The organism is Microbispora sp. NPDC049125 (assembly GCF_040802045.1).
In the GTDB taxonomy this organism is placed as follows: domain Bacteria; phylum Actinomycetota; class Actinomycetes; order Streptosporangiales; family Streptosporangiaceae; genus Microbispora.
Genome location: NZ_JBEZDW010000061.1, coordinates 1 through 21,080 on the forward strand (window position 1 = coordinate 1; position 21,080 = coordinate 21,080).

The 21,080-nt window shown below is 69.5% G+C and carries 22 protein-coding genes; 10 read left to right on the forward strand and 12 right to left on the reverse strand.

Annotated elements, in window-relative coordinates; genetic code table 11:
• The first annotated feature begins 587 nt into the window (after positions 1–587).
• Together AB0B72_RS38320 and AB0B72_RS38325 are read left to right on the forward strand one after the other, a co-directional pair.
• Positions 588–1,700, forward strand: coding sequence for an AI-2E family transporter (locus AB0B72_RS38320; RefSeq protein ID WP_367744533.1), 1,113 nt, complete (start codon positions 588–590; stop codon positions 1,698–1,700).
• Between the two features lie 86 nt (positions 1,701–1,786).
• On the forward strand, positions 1,787–2,197 hold the full coding sequence (locus tag AB0B72_RS38325; protein WP_367744535.1) for a hypothetical protein: 411 nt from the start codon (positions 1,787–1,789) through the stop codon (positions 2,195–2,197).
• 4 nt (positions 2,198–2,201) lie between these two features.
• Here AB0B72_RS38325 and AB0B72_RS38330 read toward each other — a convergent pair whose 3' ends face one another.
• On the reverse strand, positions 2,202–3,533 hold the full coding sequence (locus AB0B72_RS38330; protein WP_367744536.1) for a hypothetical protein: 1,332 nt from the start codon (positions 3,531–3,533) through the stop codon (positions 2,202–2,204).
• Positions 3,534–3,858: 325 nt separating this feature from the next.
• Positions 3,859–4,770: a glycoside hydrolase family 18 protein gene (locus AB0B72_RS38335; RefSeq protein WP_367744570.1), complete on the reverse strand. Its 912-nt coding sequence runs from the start codon at positions 4,768–4,770 to the stop codon at positions 3,859–3,861.
• On the opposite strand from AB0B72_RS38335, the gene AB0B72_RS38340 reads away from it, so the two are divergent.
• Entirely contained in the window at positions 4,670–5,047 is a 378-nt protein-coding gene (locus AB0B72_RS38340; RefSeq protein ID WP_367744574.1) for a hypothetical protein, read from the forward strand. The genes AB0B72_RS38335 and AB0B72_RS38340 overlap by 101 nt on opposite strands.
• A 272-nt stretch (positions 5,048–5,319) precedes the next feature.
• Here AB0B72_RS38340 and AB0B72_RS38345 read toward each other — a convergent pair whose 3' ends face one another.
• Positions 5,320–5,931 carry a hypothetical protein gene (locus tag AB0B72_RS38345; RefSeq protein ID WP_367744537.1) on the reverse strand — a complete coding sequence of 204 codons (612 nt, stop codon included), beginning with the start codon at positions 5,929–5,931 and terminating at the stop codon, positions 5,320–5,322.
• The gene (locus tag AB0B72_RS38350) at positions 5,928–7,316 is read right to left on the reverse strand and encodes a selenium-binding protein SBP56-related protein (protein WP_367744538.1); all 1,389 of its coding nucleotides are present in this window, start codon (positions 7,314–7,316) and stop codon (positions 5,928–5,930) included. Before AB0B72_RS38350 ends, AB0B72_RS38345 begins: the two co-directional genes overlap by 4 nt.
• Before the next feature lie 117 nt (positions 7,317–7,433).
• Between AB0B72_RS38350 and leuE the strand changes: the two genes are divergently transcribed.
• Both leuE and AB0B72_RS38360 read left to right on the forward strand, forming a co-directional pair.
• On the forward strand, positions 7,434–8,162 hold the full coding sequence (gene leuE, locus AB0B72_RS38355; RefSeq protein ID WP_367744539.1) for a leucine efflux protein LeuE: 729 nt from the start codon (positions 7,434–7,436) through the stop codon (positions 8,160–8,162).
• Between the two features lie 229 nt (positions 8,163–8,391).
• A complete protein-coding gene (locus AB0B72_RS38360; protein WP_367744541.1) occupies positions 8,392–9,033 on the forward strand; it encodes a VC0807 family protein in 642 nt (213 codons plus the stop codon).
• Here AB0B72_RS38360 and AB0B72_RS38365 read toward each other — a convergent pair.
• Positions 9,030–9,320: a YrdB family protein gene (locus AB0B72_RS38365; RefSeq protein WP_367744542.1), complete on the reverse strand. Its 291-nt coding sequence runs from the start codon at positions 9,318–9,320 to the stop codon at positions 9,030–9,032. The two genes, AB0B72_RS38360 and AB0B72_RS38365, sit on opposite strands and share 4 nt — an antisense overlap.
• A 2-nt stretch (positions 9,321–9,322) precedes the next feature.
• Positions 9,323–9,673, reverse strand: a complete 351-nt coding sequence (locus AB0B72_RS38370) for a hypothetical protein (RefSeq protein WP_367744543.1) — start codon at positions 9,671–9,673, stop codon at positions 9,323–9,325.
• A gap of 61 nt (positions 9,674–9,734) precedes the next feature.
• Between AB0B72_RS38370 and AB0B72_RS38375 the strand changes: the two genes are divergently transcribed.
• From AB0B72_RS38375 to AB0B72_RS38390, 4 genes are all read left to right on the forward strand, one after another.
• Positions 9,735–10,169, forward strand: a complete 435-nt coding sequence (locus tag AB0B72_RS38375) for a MarR family winged helix-turn-helix transcriptional regulator (protein ID WP_367744544.1) — start codon at positions 9,735–9,737, stop codon at positions 10,167–10,169.
• 119 nt (positions 10,170–10,288) lie between these two features.
• Positions 10,289–11,014, forward strand: a complete 726-nt coding sequence (locus tag AB0B72_RS38380; RefSeq protein WP_367744545.1) for an SDR family oxidoreductase — start codon at positions 10,289–10,291, stop codon at positions 11,012–11,014.
• A gap of 259 nt (positions 11,015–11,273) precedes the next feature.
• The gene (locus AB0B72_RS38385; RefSeq protein ID WP_367744546.1) at positions 11,274–12,236 is read left to right on the forward strand and encodes an alpha/beta hydrolase; all 963 of its coding nucleotides are present in this window, start codon (positions 11,274–11,276) and stop codon (positions 12,234–12,236) included.
• Between the two features lie 101 nt (positions 12,237–12,337).
• Positions 12,338–13,210: an aryldialkylphosphatase gene (locus AB0B72_RS38390; protein WP_367744549.1), complete on the forward strand. Its 873-nt coding sequence runs from the start codon at positions 12,338–12,340 to the stop codon at positions 13,208–13,210.
• Between the two features lie 38 nt (positions 13,211–13,248).
• Here the strand turns inward: AB0B72_RS38390 and AB0B72_RS38395 are convergent, their stop codons facing one another.
• Genes AB0B72_RS38395 through AB0B72_RS38420 form a run of 6 tightly spaced genes read right to left on the reverse strand, consistent with a single transcriptional unit; the run spans position 13,249 to position 20,310 of the window.
• Positions 13,249–14,634, reverse strand: a complete 1,386-nt coding sequence (locus tag AB0B72_RS38395) for an NAD(P)/FAD-dependent oxidoreductase (protein ID WP_367744550.1) — start codon at positions 14,632–14,634, stop codon at positions 13,249–13,251.
• Positions 14,635–14,661: 27 nt separating this feature from the next.
• Positions 14,662–15,486, reverse strand: coding sequence for an ABC transporter permease (locus AB0B72_RS38400; protein ID WP_367744551.1), 825 nt, complete (start codon positions 15,484–15,486; stop codon positions 14,662–14,664).
• A complete protein-coding gene (locus tag AB0B72_RS38405) occupies positions 15,483–16,346 on the reverse strand; it encodes an ABC transporter permease (protein ID WP_367744552.1) in 864 nt (287 codons plus the stop codon). The genes AB0B72_RS38400 and AB0B72_RS38405 overlap by 4 nt, the downstream gene beginning before the upstream one ends.
• Positions 16,347–16,380: 34 nt before the next feature.
• The gene (locus AB0B72_RS38410; RefSeq protein WP_367744553.1) at positions 16,381–17,640 is read right to left on the reverse strand and encodes a spermidine/putrescine ABC transporter substrate-binding protein; all 1,260 of its coding nucleotides are present in this window, start codon (positions 17,638–17,640) and stop codon (positions 16,381–16,383) included.
• A gap of 27 nt (positions 17,641–17,667) precedes the next feature.
• Positions 17,668–18,825, reverse strand: a complete 1,158-nt coding sequence (locus AB0B72_RS38415; RefSeq protein WP_367744554.1) for an ABC transporter ATP-binding protein — start codon at positions 18,823–18,825, stop codon at positions 17,668–17,670.
• Between the two features lie 51 nt (positions 18,826–18,876).
• Positions 18,877–20,310: a gamma-aminobutyraldehyde dehydrogenase gene (locus AB0B72_RS38420; RefSeq protein WP_367744557.1), complete on the reverse strand. Its 1,434-nt coding sequence runs from the start codon at positions 20,308–20,310 to the stop codon at positions 18,877–18,879.
• A 226-nt stretch (positions 20,311–20,536) separates the two neighbouring features.
• On the opposite strand from AB0B72_RS38420, the gene AB0B72_RS38425 reads away from it, so the two are divergent.
• Entirely contained in the window at positions 20,537–21,025 is a 489-nt protein-coding gene (locus AB0B72_RS38425; RefSeq protein ID WP_367744559.1) for an Lrp/AsnC family transcriptional regulator, read from the forward strand.
• The last annotated feature ends 55 nt before the right edge of the window (positions 21,026–21,080 follow it).

Sequence of the window (21,080 nt, forward strand, 5' to 3'; positions counted from 1 at the left end):
CACCCACACCCAAAAGGCGCGAGCGCGACGGGGTTGTGCATCATGCACTGGCTTTTAACACACTGTTGAGTTCTCAAGAAACGGACGCGACCACCGCGATTCCGAAACCGGATCAGGCTCGGAACCTCAGGGCGTTTTCCGTTCGACCCCGTTTCCAGGGCAACCCCTCTAACTTACCCGATCCGGCCTCCAGGCGCAAACCCGGAGTTTCGAACCGATTGGAAAGAGGAGCACCGGCGCGATCACCCGGCCACAACCACGACCCAACCACCGAGGTAGTCAGAAGGGGATGCGCCGGTCCGTGCCGACAACAAAAGATTACCAGCCTCCGGACGCCGCATGACCAACAACCATCCAGCGGCCCCCGGATGCCAACCGTTTCCGCAGGTCAGAGCCGTCCACAGCGGGAGATCACGAATCGGCACGCCTCACGACCAGGGTGAGCGGCGCGGTCCCGGGGGCCGTCACCGCGGCTGCCGCCTTCCACCGGGCACATGCGCCGGACCAGCCGCCCCGCGTGGGGAACCGTGCTAGGACTGTGATCCACATAGCCAGGGCTTTGCTCCGAGAAGGGGTAGGTACGGAACGTGATTCGACAGGGGTTCCCTCGTGCCCTGGTTGTGCTGCTCGGCTCCGCCGGCGCCGTGGTCACGCTGGCCGGAATGCAGGCGGTCGGCTCGATCCTCGGCCCGGTCGTCCTGGCGCTCACCTTGATCATCGCCGTCTCCCCCCTACGCGGGCGGCTCGCCCGTCACCGGGCCCCCGTGTGGGTGCAGGTGGCCGTTCCCCTCGCCGTGGTCCTGCTGGTGCTGCTCGGCATGGTCGCGGTGCTCAGCCTGGCCGCCGCGCAGCTCGCCATCCTCGCTCCGACGTACTCCGACCAGTTCAACGCGATGGTGGCGGACGTCCAGCGGTGGGCGGCGGGCCTCGGATACGGCAGCGAGCAGCTCAACAAGGCCCTGTCCTCGTTCGACGCCGGGAAGATGATCGGTGTCGCGCAGAGCGTGGTGAGCAGTCTCCTCGGAGTCCTGTCGAGTCTCTTCCTGATCGTGGTGCTCCTGCTGGCGATGAGCCTCGACGCCCCCGTGTTCGCCCGGATCGTGGACGCCGCCGCGGGCGACCGGCCGGCGCTCGCGCGGGCCCTCAAGACGTTCACCTTCAAGACGCGCCGCTACCTCATCGTCTCCACCATCTTCGGGCTCATCTGCTCGGTCCTCGACGTCACCGCGCTGTACGTCCTCGGCGTGCCCCTCCCGCTGTTGTGGGGGGTGCTGGCCCTCATCACCAACTACATCCCGAACATCGGCTTCATCCTCGGCCTCATCCCCCCTGCGCTCCTGGGCCTGCTGGAAGGCGGTCCCAAGACGATGCTGCTGGTGATCGCCGCCTACATCGCGATCAACGTGGTGATCCAGTCCTTCATCCAGCCGAAGTTCCTCGGCGACGCCGTGGGCCTGTCGACCACGGCGACGTTCCTGTCGCTCATCGTCTGGGCGTGGGTCCTCGGCCCGCTGGGCGCCCTGCTCGCGATCCCGCTGAGCCTGCTCACCCGCGCGCTGCTCGTCGACAGCGACCCGGACGCCAAATGGGCGGCCGCCCTGATATCCGGGCGGCTGCCGGAGCCGGACGACACGCCGAAGCCCGGCGGTCCGCCCGAGCCCACGCCTGTGGGCGGCCCCCGTCCCGGCCCGTCCTCCTGACTCGCCTGATGATCCGCCGAAACACCTCCCACGACGGGGCGTGCCGGACCGGTGGCCGCGCCGGGGTCGCGGGTTAGGGTCGGAGCATGCGGCGATGGGACATCGACGAGCGCCTCACCGGGATCGCGGACGGGTCGGCGATGGCGCCCGAGGTGCGACGGCTGCTCGACGCGATGGGACGCGAGGGCTGGGTGACCGAGGAGCCGGAGGTGCACCTGCTCCCCCACCTGCGCCGGGCCTGCGGCTCGGAGTGGCTGCTCGTCGGGGAGCGCCTACTCGACGACGGTGTGTACGAGGTGACCGTCTCGCTCGCGGGCGACCGGGAGGGCATCCACGTCCACCGCGACGTGGTGCGCCTGTTGTCGGCCGTCGCCGAGCCCGCCTTCTTCGTACGGCAGGCCGGGCCCGGCGTGTTCGAGTGCGTGACCGGCGTCCTGGACGGCGATCCGCCCGGCTTCAAGAGCCATGGCCACCTGGTCCGCCTGATCGTGAAGTAGCCCGTCAGGGAGTGGCGACGCGCGTCTTGGCGTCCGGGACGGCCACCGGCCCGGCCTGCTGATAACGCCTGCGGCTCCACGGCAGTGCCGCGATGAGCAGCGGGAAGAGCACCAGTGAGCTCAACGCCCACGGCGAGTGCAGCTCGTACCATCGCGGCCCGGGGAACTGGGTCAGGACCAGATAACCGATGGACGCCCACACCGAGGCGCCGATGATCGCCGGCCAGGCCCATCGGGTGGGCCGTGCGACGAGGAACGGCATGAACCACAGCAGGTACTGCGCCCCCAGACGCGGCGTGAAGATCATGAACGCCAGCAGGATCGCGATCGTGACGTCGATCGGGTCGGCTTTGCGCCACCAGATCAGGCAGGCCGCCACCGCGGCGTAGATGAGGTACTGCCCGATCCTGGCCGGTGTGGGGTCGAGATTCCAGTTGCCGCCGCTCACCAGGGTCGTCCAGCCCCAGTCACCCGTGATGGGCCGGACGTCGCTCGGCCGCAGGCCGATCGTGTTCAGCACATCGGGAAGCCGGTTCCATTCGGTGAACCCGGCGACCGGCAGGCTGAGCAGGAACAGCACCGGCGCCACGCCCGTCGCGATCAGCGACACCAGGCGGGAGCGCAGGCCGGGGAGGAACATCAGCATCGCCGGCACCAGGATGACCGGCCAGCTCTTCGCGCAGAGGGCGAACCCCATCAGCAGCCCCGCCCACACAGCCCGCCGGGTCGCCGCCCGGTCCGCGTCGAGCGGGCTGACCAGGCGGCGTACGAGATCACCGGGCGACCGCCAGGGCAGGGGCTCGGGCCGATGCCACTCGCCGGGGCCGCGCGCCACAACGTATGCGGCGACGCCGAAGACCAGGGAGACCGGCTCGACCTGGCCGTGCACGGAGGCGATGAGGATGGCGAGGGGGTTGCAGGCGTACTGGAACGCCCGCAGCCGCGCCTTCGGCCCACCGGCCAGCCGCCCCACCAGCGGGATGAGCACGATGTCGGAGACCATCGTGACCAGCCGGCCGGCGAACTCCCAGGGGATGCCCAGCCAGAGCAGCAGGCCGTACACGTAGGGGATCGTCGGCAGGAAGTGCCAGCCTCCGTTGCTCTCCAGCACGGGGTCGCGGTGGGCGAGGATCGCCTGACCGGCCGGTTTGAAGCTGTTGACGTAGTCGACCGGCTGCCAGGTGTCGTGCGCGGAGAGCACGAGGATCAGCACGCGTACGCCGATACCGAGCGCCAGGGTGACGGCCAGGGACGGCCGCCAGCCCTTCCACTGGGCGATGAGGGCGAGCACGACGCCCGCGACGAGAACGAGAGCGGTGGGGATTGCGTAGTCCATGACGCTGCCAAGACTGCCTGACGAATGCGTTCAGAGGCGACTCGACCCCAGAATTTTCGCCCCTCGGTCGCAATCAGTCACGCTTCGGGGTATTCTGACCACGGAGCGTAACAAACGGGAGACTTCGATGAAGATTCGGCTCTGGATCACTCTTGCTGTGGCGATGATGGTCGGCATGCTGATCGGCCTGCTCGCCCCCACCCGGAGCGGCGGCCCGTACGACGGGTAGGGCCGTCCCGCCCCTCATGCGGGGCGCCGGCGCCGCGACCGGGCGAGAGCGGGCCAGAGCACGACGCGGGCGGACGCGGAGGCGACAGCCGAGCGGCTACAGCAGGACGGCACCGTCCCGTACGGCGTGCACGCTCGCGCCCTGCGTGTTGGTGAAGTCCAGGAAGCCACGGATGCCGCCGAGGTCGAACCCGGCGTCCAGCTTCGCCCGGTCCGAGGGCACGTAGGCGGTCAGCAGGTAGTGGCGGCCCGTCGCCTCGCCGAGCGCGTCGAGCTGCGCGCGAAACTCGGCCAGCAGAGCGGTCAGGTTGCGCCTGTCGTCACCCTCGACGTGGTTGCCGAGATGACCTTCGGAGCCCGGCCACTCCCAGTCGACGTCCACACCGTCGAACACGCCTTCCGCGCTCCGGGGGCCGCCACGGCCGCCGATCGGGGGAAGGTCGCCCCTGATGTAGGCGTCGAGGCAGGACTTCACGAACCTCTGCCTGTTCGCGGACGTCCTGGCGGCGTCGGAGAAGTACTTCGAGTACGTCCAGCCGCCGATCGAGATGAGGACCTTCAGGCCGGGGTGGCGCGCCTTGAGCTTCTTGAGCTGGTTGAAGTTCCCGGCGAGCGGGGTGTCCGGCGGGTCGGCCACCCCGTCCAGCGACTCGGCGGCGGAAAAGCCCCTGAGGTAGTCGGCCCACGCGTCGCCCGCGCCGTCGCCCTGGTCGGGGTCCTCGGGGTCGGGCGCGGGCGGCCTGGTCACACCGGTCACGCAGGTGAGCGTGACCGGGTCGATGTTGGCGAACGCGTAGTTGACGTGGGTGAGACGGGAGGCCATTCCTCCGGCGTCGAGCTCTCTCACGGTGGACGTCGCGCCATATCGGCCGCGCTGGGCGAGATATCCGACCTTCGGCGTTACTCGTGTGGCGGACGGCGAGGGCACCGTCGACGTCGGTGCCGACGTCTGTGCCGACGTCGGTTTCGGTGTCGGTGTAGGCGTGATCGTCACGGTGACCGTGACCACAGGCTCGGGCGCGGGTGCTGCGGCTGAGGCGCGGCCGATCGGCGTCAGGGGGGTGACCGGGACGCGGTTGAGGGGTGAGGCGGTGGCGCGGGCCATGAGCAGCGCCTGCCTGCCGGAGGCAGTGGCGGCGGACTGCGTCGCCTGCGCAGGCTCGAACCATGCGACGAAGAAGGTGGACAGCACGCCGGCCAAGACCAGGACGGCGAAGGCGCCTCGCGTGATCGCACCCATGGTGGTGGCTCCGAAGAAAGGGCGTCTGATGATGGGACGCGAGTGACTGGTTGGAATGCCGGGCGAGCGTAGTGGCACTCAAAGCACCGGACAACCGAAGTCACAGCCAGCGGAATCACCCGCCTCTCCTGCCGCAGGAGGGCACGTTCCAGGGACGGAGCAGGATTCAGAGCACGCTCGACGGCTCTGCAACTTTCAATTCACATCTCCGTGTACGCAACGATGAGACGACGCCCGCCTCGCTCACGCGCAGGTCCAGCTGGGCGACGTATGACCGCCGCGGCCGCCCGATGCGGATCGCTTGTCGGGACGCCCCGCTCAGACGGCGGCGACGAGGGTGACGACGCCGGCGCCGACCAGCGCGAAGGCCCACATCCGGTCGAGGTTGAACCAGGCGCGGCGCAGCACCGCGACGCCGAGGAACTCGTAGACGACGACGGCGATGACGGTCGCGGTGAGGAACATCGACAGCGTGTGGATCCCGGCGACGACCATCCCGCCGGACAGGGCGTGGCCGGCATGGCCGGTGGGATGCCCGGCGGGGACGCGGGTCAGCACGGGCAGCAGCATCAGCCCGGCGCCGTGCACCGACGACATGAGGAACGACCACGCCGCGAGCTGCGGCAGCGTCAGGCGCATGCCCACCCAGCGGAAGTGCCGCCGGGACAGCAGGTGCCACAGGCCCACGCCGACGAGCAGGACACCCGACCCGATGGCCAGCGCCGACCCCGTCACCACGGAGCCGGTGGCGCTGACGGCGAGGACGACCAGCGCCACCGAGCCGAGGTGCCCGAGCGCGATCACCGGGAGCGACTGCAGCATCAGGTCGCGGCTGCGTTCCTGCAGCCCCCGCGCGACGGCGAACAGCCAGCCCATCGCCGGGTTGATCCCGTGGAAGGCGCCGAGCATGATGACGGCGGTCAGGGTCACGGGTAGCAGTACGAGTCGGAGGACGCGTCGCCGCCCTGCAACCGGGTCTGGTGCGGGCGAAGGCCGCGGAAGTCGTCGCCGTGCGGGAAGAACCGCTCGTCGAGCGTGAACGTCTCCGCGTCCACCTTGGCCATCCAGGCGCCCACGCCGTCAGGGTAGAACTGGTCGTCCCAGGCGCCGTAGAGGGAGTTGGTCACGTAGACCCGGCGGCCGTCGCGGCTCACCTCGACCATCTGCGGGCCGCCGGCGAGCCGTTCGCCTGGCGCCGCCGGGTGCTCGGCCCGCCGCGTGATGCCGCCGAGGTGGACCGATCCGATCTCGACGGGGTTGAACGGATCGGACACGTCGTACTGCTTCAGCTCGCCGGTGCCCCAGCACGAGACGTACAGGCGCTGGTCGTCGACGGACAGGTCGATGTCGGTCACCAGGGGCGGCACCGCGCCGAACGGCTTGAGCACGTCGGGCAGATCATCGGCCGAGGCGGGCTCGGCGGGGATGGTGATGACCTTGCGTACGGCCCAGGACGATCCGTCCCTGAACCAGAGCCAGACCGACGCCGACAGGTCCTCGACGCTGGTCACCACGCCGACGAAGCCGTACGTCCTGGTGGGGTCGTGGGCGGGGCGCAGCTCCAGGGTCATCTGGTGCTGGTCGCCGAGATCCACCTCCTGGACGTGGCGGCGCTTGCGCAGGTCCCAGAAGTGCAGCCGGTGGCCGTACTTCCGCCCGAGCAGCAGCTCGCCGACGACGCCGTCCTCGATCATGGACGGGGTGCCCCACTCGGAGGTGACCATGACGTCGTGGTTGATGTGCCACCAGAAGTCGTAGGCGAGGTACTGCGGGCCGCGGTCGGCCTCCCACCGGCCGACGACCTCGAACGACGTGTGGTCGAGGACGGCGATGCCGCCCGGCCCCTCGTCGCCGTACCCGCCGAGCGCCGAGACGTACAGCCCCTCGGGGCCGCAGTGGACGGTGTGCGGCCGGGAGTAGCCGGCGCGCTTGCCCAGCTCCTCCGCCTCGATGATCTTGACGAGCTCGGGGCTGACCCGGTCCTTGGTGTCGTACACGTAGATCCGCGACGACCGCAGGCCCGGCACGATCAGGTAGCGCCGCTCCACGTGGGGGTGCGGCGCGTTCGGGCACAGCGCGCTGCTGCAGGCGTTCCACCCGAAGTGGTGCAGCTCGTCCCCCGTGTACGGAAGGTCCGTCCAGCCGACGACCTTCCCGTACGACGCCGACCCCGGGTCGGTGTCGAGCACGGCCAGCGCGTCCGGCCGGGTGGCCGAGCGGTCGAAGGCGGCGACGTAGGCGAGCTTCTCCCCGGGGGCGGCGACCGCGTCCCGTGGAGAGGGATAGAACGTGGGGTCAGGCGTCCAGAGCGTCATGCGCCCAGAATCTTCCCGCATTCCCCACCAGGTCAATAGGTATCTCGCGTCCACCCCCTCAGCGCCGCCCATCGCGAAGAGCTATAACGTGACATATCGCAATTCGTGGGAGTGGGAATGTTCTTCGGCATCACCAACATCTGGACGTACGTGGTCGGGTCGCTCCTGATCATCCTGCTCCCCGGCCCCAACTCGCTGTTCGTGCTGTCCACCGCCGCACGGCACGGCGTCCGGATGGGCTACCGCGCCGCCTGCGGGGTGTTCCTCGGCGACTCTGTGCTCATGTTCCTGACGGCCGCCGGGGCCGCCTCGCTGCTGAAGTCCACGCCGCCGCTGTTCACCGCCGTCAAGTACTCCGGCGCCCTCTATCTGGCATGGATCGGCTTCGGCATGCTCCGGTCGGCCTGGGGGTCCCTGCGCCGGCCGCGCCACGCCACGCCGCCGGGAACCGCGGATCCGGCGACCGCCGCCGCGGCCCCGCTTGACGGCCCGGTCGATGGCGAGGCCGAACCCGGTACGGGTGCCGGAGCCCAGGCCGAGCGGGGCAGCCCGTTCCGCAAGGCGCTGGCGATCAGCCTGCTCAACCCCAAGGCCATCTTGTTCTTCGTGGCCTTCTTCGTGCAGTTCGTCGACCCGTCATACGACGCGCCCGCGGTGTCGTTCCTGATCCTGGCGCTGATCGTGCAGGTGTTCAGCTTCGCGTACCTGACGGGGCTGATCCTGAGCGGCACGGCCCTCGCCGCCCACTTCCGGCGGCGCCGCAAGCTCTCCGCCGGGCTCAGCACGGGCGTCGGCGCGCTGTTCCTCGGCTTCGGCATCAAGCTGGCCACCGCCACGCTCAACTGATCCGGGCCGCACTCCGGCCGGTGACCTGCGTGCCTTCCGTCCCGCCTCCGCGAGGGCCCATGCCGTACGGGCATGACGGCGGAACGGCATGGCTCAGATCAGCTGTAGATCTCGGCGACGTCAGGTACGGTAAGCCACCGACAACGGCCTTTCCCGGGGCGTTTCCGGCACCGGAGTCCGGGTAGGCGCCCGGCTACAGCGTGGGTCCACGCCGGCCCATTGGAGTGTCATGAACCACCCGCCCTACGCCCTGCCCCGGCTCACCGCCATGATCAAGCAGGCGGTGCCCCGGCTGCTGGAGGGCGTGGTGGCCCCGCTCGCCGTCTTCTACGCTGCGCTCGCGTTGCTCGGCCTGCACGGCGCCCTGGTGGCCGCGGTCTCGTGGGTCTACCTGGGTGTGCTGTGGCGGCTCGTCCGCCGCCGCCCGGTGCCCGGCACGATGCTCCTCGCGGCGATCGCGATCACCGTACGGGCCCTCATCGGGCTGTGGAGCGGCAGCGCGGTGGTCTACTTCATCCAGCCGGAGCTGGGCACCATCTGCATCAGCATGGCGTTCCTCGCCTCGGTGCGGCTGAACCGCCCGCTGGTGCAGCGGCTCACGCTCGACTACATCCACCTGCCGTCCTTCGTGCTGCGGCACGAGCGGGTGCGCAGGTTCTTCGCCCGGATCACGCTGCTGTGGGCTTTCGTGCTGCTCACCAACTCGACGGTGAGCATCTGGCTGCTGCTGCACCAGTCGATCGGCACGTACCTGCTGGTCCGGACGACGGCGGTGGCCGTGATCAGCGGCCTGGCGTTCCTCGGCTCGGCGTGGGCGTTCCGCCGCGTCCTGCAGCGGCTGCACGCCGAGGTCCCCGCGATCACCCACTAGTGGTGATCGCGGCCGAGACCGTCGGCCGCCGCCCTCGCCCGGGTACGGCGGGTGGCGACGAGGGCCCCCGCGCCGGCGGCGAACCAGGCGGCCTCGACCGCGACCTTGGCGGCTCCGTCCAGCGGATAGGTGGCCAAGGGTGCGCAGAACAGGCCCCAGACTGTGGCGAACAGGGTGATCCCGCCGATCGCCGCGCCCAGGCGGCGCGGCCAGGCGGCGCGGGCGAAGCCCCAGTAGCCGACAGAGGCGTAGACAGCCATCTCCGCGGCGAACCAGATCAAATCCATGGTCAGCTCCACAGGATGGCGGCGAGCAGGTGGATGACCGCGAAGGCGCCGGCGCCGAGCGCCATGCCGAGGTTGCGGCGCATGATGCCGAGCACCGAGTCACCCACCTGGGCGAGCCCGGAGACGACGAGCAGAGGGACCACCGCGACCGAGGGGCCCCAGACGAGGACCAACGCCGTGACCACCCCCAGCGGGAGCGCCCGCGCGGCGTACGCCCTGGTGTAGAAGTGCACGCCGGCGGTGGTCTCCTCGTCAGGCCTGAGCCCGAGGCCCGGCTTGACGACGCCCGCCACGCTGGATCCCGCCGCTCCGAGGGCGGCGAGGACGTTGAGAACGAGAAGCACGGTATCCATCAATTCTCCTCAAGAATCATTCACGCTCTGAATTGATGGACTGGACTGTATCATTCACACCATGAACGATGTCAAGCAGACGATCGCCTTCCGGCTGGGCACGCTCGGAGCGGTCATGCAGGACCGCTTCGCCTCCAAGATCGAGTTCTACGATCTGAAGCCGAAACACGTGGGCCTCATGGCCGCTCTCAAGGGCGGCACGGCCGCCGCCTCCCAGCAGGACCTGGCCGCCCGTCTCGGTGTCGCACCCAGCCTGGTCGTCGCCCTCGCGGATCACCTGGAGCGCCTGGGCGCCGTCGAGCGGGTGCGCGACCCCGGCGACCGCCGCCGCCAGACGCTGACCCTGACCGAGCACGGCGTCGCGCTCCTGGCCAGGTGCGCCGCCGCCGCCGGCGAGCTCGACGACGAGATCACCGCGTCCCTGGCGGCATCCGAGCGGGCGGCCCTGCGCGACACCCTCGGCCGCCTCGCCGCCGGTGTGGGGCTCCCCTCCTAAGCGATGTCGTGCGGCACCACCGGCATCCGACTCCGCCCATGAGCGGACCGACAGGCTTGCACCCTGTGAGCCTTTCCGGACACAACGCCGGGCGCGTGCCCGTGATAGGCAGTGGTCTCATGGAAACAGCTTTGGTCACCGGCGCCTCGCGAGGTCTGGGCGCCACCATCGCCGAACGGCTCGCCGCCGGCGGCTGGGACGTCGTCGTCAACTACGCCCACGACACCGCGGGCGCCTCCGCGGTCGTCGAGCGGATCCGGGCCGCCGGCCACTCCGCCCGTCTCGCCCGGTTCGACGTCACCGACGAGGACGCCGTACGGGAGGCGATGGCCGAGATCGGGGACGTCGCCGTCGTCGTCAACAACGCCACCGGCCCCCAGCCGCTGATGCCGGTGGACAAGCAGACCTGGGAGGTCCACCTCGACCAGCTCAGGTTCTTCGTCAAGGCCCCGCTGCTGATCCTGCACGCCGTGCTGCCCGCCATGCGGGAGGCCGGGTCGGGCAGGATCATCAACGTGGGCAGCGAGGTGACCGACCTCGGCAACGCCGAGTTCGGGCACTACGTCTCCGCCAAGGCCGCGATGCACGGCCTCACCCGGTCGTGGTCCCGCGAGCTCGGGCCGTACGGGATCACGGTGAACACGGTCGAGCCGGGGTGGATCCCGGTCGAGCGCCACGCCGACGTCCCCGCGGAGGAGTACGAGGACTACCTGCGCAACCTGCCTCTCAGCCACATGGGCGTCCCAGCCGACGTCGCCGAGGCGGTCGCGTTCCTCGCCTCCCCCGGAGCCCGGTTCGTGACCGGGCAGCGGCTCGCCGTCAACGGCGGCAAGACGATGACCTGACTCGGGCCGCCTGGTTCCGCCTCAACAGGTGTTCCCCTGAACGGGGATGGGGATATCTCACCAGAGGTGAACGGGCGTTGCTCCGGGGTGCGTGCCAGCCGGCGGATGCAACTCTCGAGATAGCCGGCGCTTGGCGGCAGGGGACCGCGGCCCGGCGCATGTGGGCCCGGTCCCCCGGCCCAGCCATCGGTCGAAGGTCCGGGGCGCCGGAGGGGGCGTCCGGCGCCGCCCGCTCGAAGGACAGGCGACTGGGGGAATCATGCTTGTATACGACCGCACCACGATTCCGGAGTCCGTCGGGCGGGGAACCCTCGATCCGGAGCTCGCCGCCTGGTTGCCGAACGGCCCGACGCTCGGCGCTGACGTGTCGATCGCCCAGGGCCGGCGGGACCACACCGTGCTGGGCAAGGGACCATGGCCGGACATCGGCTCCGTCGAGCACCTGGTGCTGCCCGGTCCGCATGGGTCGCTGACCGTACGCCGGCACACGCCGACCGCACCGGCGAGCCACCCCATCGGGGCCCTCGTGTACATCCACGGGGGCGGCTTCAGCTACGGCACTCTGGATGAGTTCGAGACCGCGATGCGGGTCATCGCCCAGCGCGCCGGGATCGCCACGTACGTCGTGGAGTACCAACTCGCGCCGGAGGCGAAGTACCCGGTGCAGATCGAGGAGATCGAGTACGTCGTCCGCTGGCTCTTCGACCACGCGTCCGATCAGGGAGTGGACCCTGAGAAGATCGCACTCGGCGGCGACTCCGCGGGGGGCAACATGACGTGTGTCCTCGCGCTCAAGCTGCGCGACGAGGACGGCCCGCGGCCGGCACTACAGGTCCCTCTGTTCCCCGAGGCCGCCTTCCCCGCCGACACGCTCGCCGGCAGCGAGAACCGCACCGGCCTGTACCTGGAGACCAACGGCATCTACGAGATGGTCCGCAACCTGCTCAAGAACACCGACGACAGCCGCGACCCGTACATCACCCCGATGAACGCGCCTTCGCACGCGAACCTGCCGCCCGCGATCCTGGTCACCAACGGCTTCGACCCGCTGCGTGACGTCGGCCACGCCTACGCCCGCAAGCTCGCGGCGGCCGGCAACGACCTGACCTACGTCCACAACCCCGATCTCACGCACGGGTTCCCGCAGTTCACCCGCTATTCCACGGCTTGCCTGCAGGCCACCGAGGAACTCGCCGACCTCATCAAGGCCCGGATCGGCTGACCACAGGGTCACCGGCCGCTCGCCCGTTTCCGAGGACATCTGCGCCGAGTTCGTCGCGTGAAAGCGCCCTCTTTCCGCAATAAATCGGTTAATGTCCGTTCATGTCCGGCGCTTATTTCCCCCGCATCCAGACCGTCACGGGCGCCGTGCCCGTCGCAGAAATCGAGGGTCCGGTGCTCCCCCGGGAGCACCTGCGCACCGACACGCGGTGGGGAATCGGTGTCGGCTCCGACCCGTACCGCTGGCTCGACGAGGAACGGTACGTCCTCGCCGAGATGAAGGCCCTCCACCGCGAGCACGGCTTGGGCCTGGTGGTCGAGCACAGTTGCGTCGGCATGGCGCGCGACCCGGCCGCGCTCGCCCGGATCGCGATGGCCGGGCGGGTTCCCGTGGTCGCCGCGACGGGCTTCGCCCCCGAGCCGTTCTCCGGCGCGCTGATCCAGCGGTACGGCGTCGAGGACCTGACGGCCGACCTGCTGCATGAGATCGGCGCGGGGCTGGACGGCACCGGGGCACGGCCGGGCGTGATCGTGGCGCTCGCCCACGGCGACATCCCCACCCCCGCGGAGGAGCGCGCCGTCACGGCGGCGGCCCGGGCCTCGCTGCGGACCGACCTTCCCATCGCCACCGGCGGTCTCGAACTGCTGGAGCTGCTCCTCGACCAGCACGTGCCGGCCCACCGCGTGAGCGCCCGGAGCACCGACGGCCCGGCCCAGCGCAAGATCGCCGAGACGGGCGCCTACGTCAGTGTGAGCGACACCGAGGACGTCCTGACGCTGCTCGACGCCGGGCACGCCGAGCGGGTGCTGCTCAGCAGCGCCGTCTCCCGCCGGGAGCACCTCGCCGAGTACGGCGGGGCGGGGTACGGCCGGCTGTTCTCCGTCCTCCTGCCCGCGTTGAGCGAGGCCGGCGTGGACGAGGCGACCCTCCGCCTCATCACCCACGACAACCCGCTCCGCTGGCTCGCCGGCTAGCCACCCCTTCAAGGCGTACATCACGTGTTCCAGTGGAGCTATGAGTCGAAGCCGAGCCCCAGGGCGTCGAGGGTGCGCAGCCAGGCGTTGCGGCGGCCCTCGTGGGTGTCCGCTCGAGCCATCGACCAGCGGGTGAGCTGGATGACGCCCGACCTGACCGGCTCGGGCGGGAACGGCACCGGCTTCTCCCTGACCATGCGCAGGCGGGTCCGCTCGGTCTCCTGCCCCGACAGCAGATCCAAGGCGACGTCGGCCCCGAACCTGGTCGCCCCCACGCCCAGCCCGGTGTAGCCGGCGGCGTAGGCGAGGCGGGAGCCGTACGCGGTGCCGAAGAACGCGCTGAACCGGCTGCACGTGTCGATGACACCGCCCCAGCGGTGCGTGAAGCGCAGGCCGTGCAGCTGCGGGAACGTCTCGAAGAAGTGCCGGGCCAGCATCTCGAACGTGGCGTCCCGCTGGTCGTAGCGCGCCTTGATGAGGCCGCCGTTGTGGTAGACCGCGTCGTAGCCGCCCCACAGGATCCGGTTGTCGCCGGTCAGCCGGTAGTAGTGGAACCGGTTGGCCGAGTCGCCCACGCCCTGCCGGCCCCGCCAGCCGATCGAGGCGAGCTGGGAGTCCGACAACGGCTCGGTCATCAGCGCGTAGTCGTACACGGGCACGAGGAAGTGCTTGAGCCGGCGCAGCAGCGGCGGGAAGGCGCCGGTGCCGAGCGCCACACGCCCGGCCCGCACGACGCCGAGGGGCGTGGCCAGCTCCAGCAGCCTGCCGGCGTCCTCCACCGACCGGACCGGCGTGCGCTCGAAGATCCGCACGCCGAGCCGCGCGCACGCGTCCCTGAGCCCCCAGGCCATCCGTGCGGGATCCACCAGCGCGACGCCGTCGCGGTCCCACAGGCCGCCGAGGTACGTCGGGGAGTCGACCTCGGCCCGCACCCGCTCCCGGTCCAGCCGTTCGAGCCGCAGGCCGATCGAGGCGGCGGCGCGCTCCTCCTCGTCGAGCCCGGCGAGCTGCCACTCCTCCGTGGCGACCCGCAGCTCCCCGGTCCGCTCGAAGGAGCAGTCCACCCCGTGCCGGGCCAGCGACGCCTGCATCGCGTCGAGGTTCTCCCGGCCGAGCCGCTCCAGTACGGAGATCTCCTCCGGCCAGCGCTCCAGCCCGTTGCCGAGGCCGTGGGTGAGGCTGGAAGAGCAGAAGCCGCCGTTGCGCCCGGAGGCGGCCCAGCCGATCCTGCGCCCTTCCAGCAGCACCACGTCGAGCGAGGGATCGCGTTCCTTCGCCGCCAGCGCCGTCCACAGCCCGGTGAAGCCGCCCCCGACCACCGCCAGGTCCGCGGTCACGTCGCGGGTCAGCCGGGGCAGCGGTGCGGGCGCGTCCGGCCGGTCCAGCCAGTACGGCTTACGCTCGGCGTCGTCGAGCGCCTTCACCGGATCCCCGCCTTCCGTCCCATGAGATCAGGCGCGCCGGCGGGCCATGAGGGCGTTGCCCACGGCGAGCAGGCACCCGACCGCGAAGATCAGCGTGCCCATGACGTTGACCTGCGGCGGGAGGCCGACGCGGGTGGCCCCCCAGATCCACAGCGGGAACGTCACCGTGTCGCCTGAGGTGAAGTTGGTGATGACGAAGTCGTCGATGGACAGCGCGAACGCCAGCAGCGAACCGGCCAGCACGCCGGGGAAGATCATCGGCAGCGTGACCAGGCGGAACGTGTCCCATGGTGAGGCGCCGAGGTCGCGGGCCGCCTCCTCCAGCGACGCGTCCAGCGTCATGACCCGGGCCCGCACGGTCACGGCCACGAACGAGATCGAGAACATGACGTGCGAGATCACGATCGTCCAGAAGCCGAGGGGCACGGCGAGCGTCACGAACAGCGACAGCAGCGAGGCGCCCATCACGATCTCGGCGCACGAGATCGCCGCGAACATGACCAGGTTCATCGTGCCGGAGCCCCGGAAGCGGTAGCGGCCGAGCGCCAGGCCGATGAGCGAGCCGAGCACCCCGGCGATCACCATCGTCAGCACCGCGATGAGGATCGAGTTCTTGAGAGCCCTGGACAGGTCGCCGATCTCGAACAGCTCGCCGTACCACCTGAAGGTGAAGCCCTGCCAGGTGGTGTTGAAGCGGCCGTGCGTGTCGTTGAACCCGAACAGGATCATCACGGCGATCGGCAGGACCAGCCACGCGATCACCAGCCAGGTGTAGAACCGCAGCAGCCGGCCCTTGAACAGGCCGCGCGTTCTCCGCGGGCTCGCGGGGCTCGTCGTGTCGGCGGTGGTCATCGCGCCGCCACCTCCAGCACGTCGTCGGTCCCGAGCGCCCGGGCGTAGGCGAAGATGCCGATGAGCAGCAGCGCCATCAGCGTGAACGACAGCGCGGACGCGGTCGGGTAGTCCTGGTTGACCAGGTACTGGTTCTGGATGACGTTGCCGATCATGGTGTTGCCGGTGCCGCCGAGGACGGACGCGTTGACGTAGTCGGAGGTCGCCGGGACGAACGTCATCAGCACGCCGGCGAAGACGCCGGGCAGCGACAGCGGCAGGACGACCCGCAGGAACGTCTGCACCTTGCTCGCGTACAGGTCCTGCGCCGCCTCCACGACCCGCGGGTCGATCCGCTCCAGCGCCACGTACATCGGCAGCACCATGAACGGCAGGAAGTTGTACGCCAGGCCGCCGATCACGGCAACGCTCGTGGCGAGGATGTGGAAGTCCTCGGGGAGCACGCCGAGGCTCTTCAGCGGGCCGAGCACCATCCCGTTGTCGGACAGCAGGAACTGCCAGGAGATGGTCCGCAGGACGAACGACACCAGGAACGGCAGCAGCAGCAGGAACAGGTACATCGACTTGCGCTCGCCGCCCCTGAACGCGATCCAGTACGCCACCGGGAAGCCGATGACGATCTGGATCACGGTCGCGACCAGGCCGTACATCACGGAACGGATGATCTGGTCGTGGTAGTTGGCGATGCCGTCGGCGTAGCTGTGCCAGTTCCAGTCGAAGACGAACCCCTCGACGACGTTGCCCGTCTGGAGCGACATCGACAGCATGACGACGGTCGGGATCACGAAGAAGATCGCGAGCCAGAGCCCGCCCGGGAAGATCAGCGCGTACGGCGTGAGCGCCGCCTTGATCCTGCCCATCACACCTCCCAGCCCAGCGGCACGCGAGCCGCGCTCATGACGTCGTGATGGACTGGAAGATGCCCTCGAACTGCTTCTGCTCGGCGGTGTCCTTGAAGTTGCGGTAGCTGCGCAGCTTCGCGTAGTCCGCCTCGGCCGGGAACACCAGCGGGCTGGAGGCGACCGCCTCCAGAAGCTTCTTGTCGTCGCCGGAGGCCTTGGCGGCGTCGGCGGCGATGACGTCCTTGGCCGCCGGGACCGGCGTGACGTAGTTGATGTACTCGGCCAGATGCGCGGCCACGTCGACGTCGTAGAAGAAGTCCATCAGCATGATCGCGTCGACCGGGTTGGCCGCGGTCGTCGGGATCATCATGTTGTCCGTCCAGATCGTGGCGCCCTCCTCGGGGATCACGAACTTCAGGTCGGTCCCGTCGGAGACGTTCTTCTGGAAGATGTCGCCCGACCAGGCCATCGTCAGCCAGATGTCGCCCTTGCTCAGCGGGTCCACGTACGACTGGTCGTAGTACTTGCGGACGATGCCGGAGTCGCGCTGCTCCTTGAGCTTGGCCGCCGCCTTCTCCCAGTCGGCCGGGCCGGACTTGTCCGGATCGATGCCGAGCGCGAACATCCCGAAGTTCGCGATCTCCTGCGAGTCGGACATCATGCCGACCTTGCCCTTGTACTTGGGGTCGAACAGGGCGGCCATGCTGGTCGGCGGCGTGTCCACGTACTTGGGGTTGTACGCGATGCCGGTCAGGCCCGAGGTCCACGGGACGCTGTACAGGTTGCCCGGGTCGTACGACTCGTTCTTGTACCGCTCGCCCGCGTTGGCCGCGAAGTTCGGCAGCTTGGAGTGGTCGAGGGGCACGAGGTAGCCGAGCTGGACGAGCTGGGTGAACTGGATGCCGTTGGTGACCACCATGAGGTCGTAGCCGATCGACTGCCCGGCGGCCAGCTGCGGCTGGATCTTGGCGAACCAGCCCGCGTTCTCCTGGATGACCTCCTTGTAGGTCACCGAGATCCCGGTCTGCTGGGTGAACTGCTTCAGCTCGGGGTGCTTGGGGTCCATGTAGAGGGGCCAGTTGGCGAAGTCGACGTGGCCGTTCTTGACCTTGCCGGACCAGTACTTCTCCACCGCCGACTGGGCCTGGGCGGAGGAGGTCGGCTTGGCCACGCCCTTGCCCTGCACGCCGCAGGCGGCGAGGGCGAGCCCGGTGGCCGACAGGCCGGCGAGGCGGAAGGCGTCACGGCGGCCGAGACGGCGCTGGGTCATGCCACGGAGGAGTGCGGGGTCCGGCGGGAAGGGGTTGTTCATGGGGTTCGTGCTCCGGGGGATCGAGGTTTACCGCAGCGCGTACGAGTGCCGGGGCTGCCAGGAGAGCCAGACCGATTCGCCTCGTTCGGCGGTGATGGTGCTGTCGTGGGCGTTCTGCTCGAACACGGTGATCTCGGCGCCGTCGGCGAGGGTCACCAGGTAACTGTTGTAGGTGCCGAGGTAGACGACCTCGGACACGGTCCCCCTTACGACGCTCAGCTCACCCTCGGGCTGCTGGGTGCCGATGGTGATCTTCTCGGGGCGTACGGTCAGGTTGACGGCGTCACCGGTGGAGACGGCAGTGGTGACCGCGCCGCCGGCGGGGATCAGGATCCGGTCGCTGGGGCCGAGTGCGAGCAGGGCCACCTCTCCGGTGACGCTCTGGACGGTGCCGCTCAGCAGGTTGGAGGTGCCGATGAACCCGGCGACGAACGTGGTGGCGGGGCGCTCGTAGATCTCACGCGGATCGGCGAGCTGCTCGACGAGGCCGTCGTTCATCACGGCGATGCGGTCGCTCATCGTCAGCGCCTCGCCCTGGTCGTGGGTCACGTAGACGAACGTGATGCCGACCTCACGCTGGATGCGCTTGAGCTCGATCTGCATGTGCTGGCGGAGCTTGAGGTCGAGCGCGCCGAGCGGCTCGTCGAGCAGGAGGGCGCGGGGCCGGTTGACCAGGGCGCGGGCGAGCGCCACGCGCTGCTGCTGCCCGCCCGACATCTCCTTGGGCCGGCGTTTCTCACGGCCGACCAGGTCGACCACTTCGAGGATCTCGCCCACCCGGCGCTTGATCTCGTCGTCGGCGACCTTCCTGCGGCGGAGCCCGAACGCCACGTTCTCCCACACGTTCATGTGCGGGAACAGCGCGTACGACTGGAACACCATGTTGACGTCGCGCTTGTTCGGCGGGACGCTCGTGACGTCCTCCCCGTGCAGCCTGACGACTCCCCCGGTGGGGTCCTCGAACCCGGCGATCATCCGCATGGTGGTGGTCTTGCCGCACCCGGAGGGGCCGAGGAGGGAGAAGAACTCCCCCTCCGCGATCGTGAGACTGACGCCCTTCACGGCCTGTACGACCTCGCCGTGCGAGGTGTACTCCTTGACCACGTTGTCGAGCTCGATGGCGGGCACGGCTTGCGATACGGGGGCGGCCACGGCCGCCCCCACGCCCGCCTGGATCTCTGTCATTCCAGGCTTATCCCTCTTTATCAATAGGCCGTGCGGCTCGCGCCGGGGAGCCTATTCGCCGATGTAGTGCATGACGTGCTTGACGCGGGTGTAGTCGTGCAGGCCGAAGACGGAAAGATCCTTGCCGTAGCCGGAGTGCTTGAAGCCGCCGTGCGGCATCTCGGAGACGAACGGGATGTGGGTGTTGACCCAGACGACTCCGAAGTCGAGACGCTTGGACATCCGCATGGCGCGGCCGTGGTCGGAGGTCCACACCGAGCCGGACAGGCCGTACCTGACGCCGTTGGCCTTGGCCAGGGCGTCCGCCTCGTCGGTGAAGGTCTGGATGGTGATGACCGGGCCGAAGATCTCGTCCTGGATCATCTCGTCGTCCTGCCGGAGGCCGTCGACGACGGTGGGGGCGAAGAAGTAGCCCTTGTCGCCGACGCGGTGACCGCCGGTGAGGACGGTCGCGTGCTCGGGCACCCGCTCCAGGAAGCCCTCGACGCGGGCCAGCTGGTTGGGGTTGTTCAGCGGGCCGAAGTAGGCGTCCTCCTCGTCGAGGCCGCCCAGCTTCGTCGCGGCGGCGGCCTCCGTGAGGGCGGCGGCGAGCTCGTCGTGGATGCTCTCGTGGACGAGGACGCGGGTGGCGGCGGTGCAGTCCTGGCCGGCGTTGTACAGGCCCGCCCCCGCGATCCCCTCGGCGACGGCCTTGATGTCCTTGACGTCTTCGAAGACGACGACCGGGGCCTTGCCGCCGAGCTCCAGGTGGACGCGCTTGACGTCGTCCGCGGCGGTCTTGGCGACCGCCATGCCGGCGCCGACCGAGCCGGTGATGGCGACCATGCTCGCGCTGGGGTGACCGACCACCAGCGCGCCGGTCTCGCGGTCGCCGGTGACGACGTTGAAGACGCCGGCCGGCAGGACGTCGCCGATGATCTCGGCGAGCTTGAGCGTGGACGCCGGGGTGGTGTCGGACGGCTTGAGCACGATGGTGTTCCCCGCCGCGAGGGCGGGGGCGATCTTCCAGACCGCCATCATCATCGGGTAGTTCCACGGGGTGACCTGGCCGATGACGCCGATCGGCTCGTGCCGGATCACCGAGGTGTGGTCGGCGAGGAACTCACCGGCGGTCGGGCCCTCCAGCGTGCGGGCCGCCCCCGCGAAGAAGCGGAAGTGGTCGGCGGCGACCGGGGTCTCGTCCTCCGCCATGCGGGCGCGGGGCTTGCCGGTGTTGCGGCACTCGGCGTCGTTGATCTCGTCCGCGCGCGCCTCGACGGCGTCGGCGATCTTCAGCAGCAGCCCGGCGCGCTCGCCCGGCGTCGTCTGGCCCCAGGTCTCGAACGCCGCCGTCGCGGCGGCGTAGGCGGCGTCGACGTCCTCCTGGCCCGATACCGGTGCCTGGGCGTAGACCTCTCCGGTCGTAGGGTCTACGACGTCGGAGAAACGGCCGCTCGCGGCGTCGACGAACTTCCCGTTCACGAAGTTCTGGAGACGGATGGTCACCGCTGACCTCCTGGGGGTCGTGAGTTGTCGCGACTCTGGCAGACAAAAGAGACAAGAACAAGGGAATTCGTGGCTAAGATACCAAATCGCTACGGAATCGCTTGACAAGGGCGACTCAGCTGACAACATGTCAGACCACGATCGCAACATGTCAAAAACGGCCGTGTAACAGGCGGCCGGTACGGCGAGGTCCCCCCGTTTCGCCCAGGAAGGACACCCCCCGAGGATGACGACTCCGCCAAAGGTACGCGCGGCCGCCAAGGGTGGGCCGGTGGTGCTCGACGAGATCTCCAAACAGATCATCGAGCAGCTCCAGATGGACGGGCGCAAGCCGTACGCCGCGATCGGCAAGGCGGTCGGGCTGTCGGAGGCCGCGGTGCGCCAGCGCGTGCAGCGCCTGCTCGACCTCGGGGTCATGCAGATCGTCGCGGTCACCGATCCGCTGACGCTCGGCTTCCCCCGCCAGGCGATGATCGCGGTGAAGTGCGAGGGCGACCTGGAGACGGTCGCCGACGAGCTGTCGTCGATAGACGAGATCGACTACGTCGTGCTGACCGCCGGCTCGGTCGACATCATGGTCGAGGTCGTCTGCGAAGGGGACAGCCACCTGCTGGAGATCCTCGGGAAGATCCGGGCGATCCCCACCGTGCGGTCGACGGAGACGTTCGTCTACCTCAAGCTGCACAAGCAGACCTACTCGTGGGGCACCCGCTGACCCACGCGCGCGAGCGCAGACCGTCGGCGGCAGCTCAGGCACGCTACCGCGACCA

What these genes read in the sequence shown, in the direction of transcription:
- AB0B72_RS38325 (WP_367744535.1), top strand. Translation starts at nt 1,787, where the DNA reads ATGCGGCGATGGGACATCGACGAGCGCCTCACCGGGATCGCGGACGGG.
- AB0B72_RS38330 (WP_367744536.1), bottom strand. Translation starts at nt 3,533, where the DNA reads ATGGACTACGCAATCCCCACCGCTCTCGTTCTCGTCGCGGGCGTCGTG.
- AB0B72_RS38350 (WP_367744538.1), bottom strand. Translation starts at nt 7,316, where the DNA reads ATGACGCTCTGGACGCCTGACCCCACGTTCTATCCCTCTCCACGGGAC.
- leuE (WP_367744539.1), top strand. Translation starts at nt 7,434, where the DNA reads ATGTTCTTCGGCATCACCAACATCTGGACGTACGTGGTCGGGTCGCTC.
- AB0B72_RS38360 (WP_367744541.1), top strand. Translation starts at nt 8,392, where the DNA reads ATGAACCACCCGCCCTACGCCCTGCCCCGGCTCACCGCCATGATCAAG.
- AB0B72_RS38365 (WP_367744542.1), bottom strand. Translation starts at nt 9,320, where the DNA reads ATGGATTTGATCTGGTTCGCCGCGGAGATGGCTGTCTACGCCTCTGTC.
- AB0B72_RS38370 (WP_367744543.1), bottom strand. Translation starts at nt 9,673, where the DNA reads ATGGATACCGTGCTTCTCGTTCTCAACGTCCTCGCCGCCCTCGGAGCG.
- AB0B72_RS38375 (WP_367744544.1), top strand. Translation starts at nt 9,735, where the DNA reads ATGAACGATGTCAAGCAGACGATCGCCTTCCGGCTGGGCACGCTCGGA.
- AB0B72_RS38380 (WP_367744545.1), top strand. Translation starts at nt 10,289, where the DNA reads ATGGAAACAGCTTTGGTCACCGGCGCCTCGCGAGGTCTGGGCGCCACC.
- AB0B72_RS38385 (WP_367744546.1), top strand. Translation starts at nt 11,274, where the DNA reads ATGCTTGTATACGACCGCACCACGATTCCGGAGTCCGTCGGGCGGGGA.
- AB0B72_RS38390 (WP_367744549.1), top strand. Translation starts at nt 12,338, where the DNA reads ATGTCCGGCGCTTATTTCCCCCGCATCCAGACCGTCACGGGCGCCGTG.
- AB0B72_RS38400 (WP_367744551.1), bottom strand. Translation starts at nt 15,486, where the DNA reads ATGACCACCGCCGACACGACGAGCCCCGCGAGCCCGCGGAGAACGCGC.
- AB0B72_RS38405 (WP_367744552.1), bottom strand. Translation starts at nt 16,346, where the DNA reads ATGGGCAGGATCAAGGCGGCGCTCACGCCGTACGCGCTGATCTTCCCG.
- AB0B72_RS38410 (WP_367744553.1), bottom strand. Translation starts at nt 17,640, where the DNA reads ATGAACAACCCCTTCCCGCCGGACCCCGCACTCCTCCGTGGCATGACC.
- AB0B72_RS38415 (WP_367744554.1), bottom strand. Translation starts at nt 18,825, where the DNA reads ATGACAGAGATCCAGGCGGGCGTGGGGGCGGCCGTGGCCGCCCCCGTA.
- AB0B72_RS38425 (WP_367744559.1), top strand. Translation starts at nt 20,537, where the DNA reads ATGACGACTCCGCCAAAGGTACGCGCGGCCGCCAAGGGTGGGCCGGTG.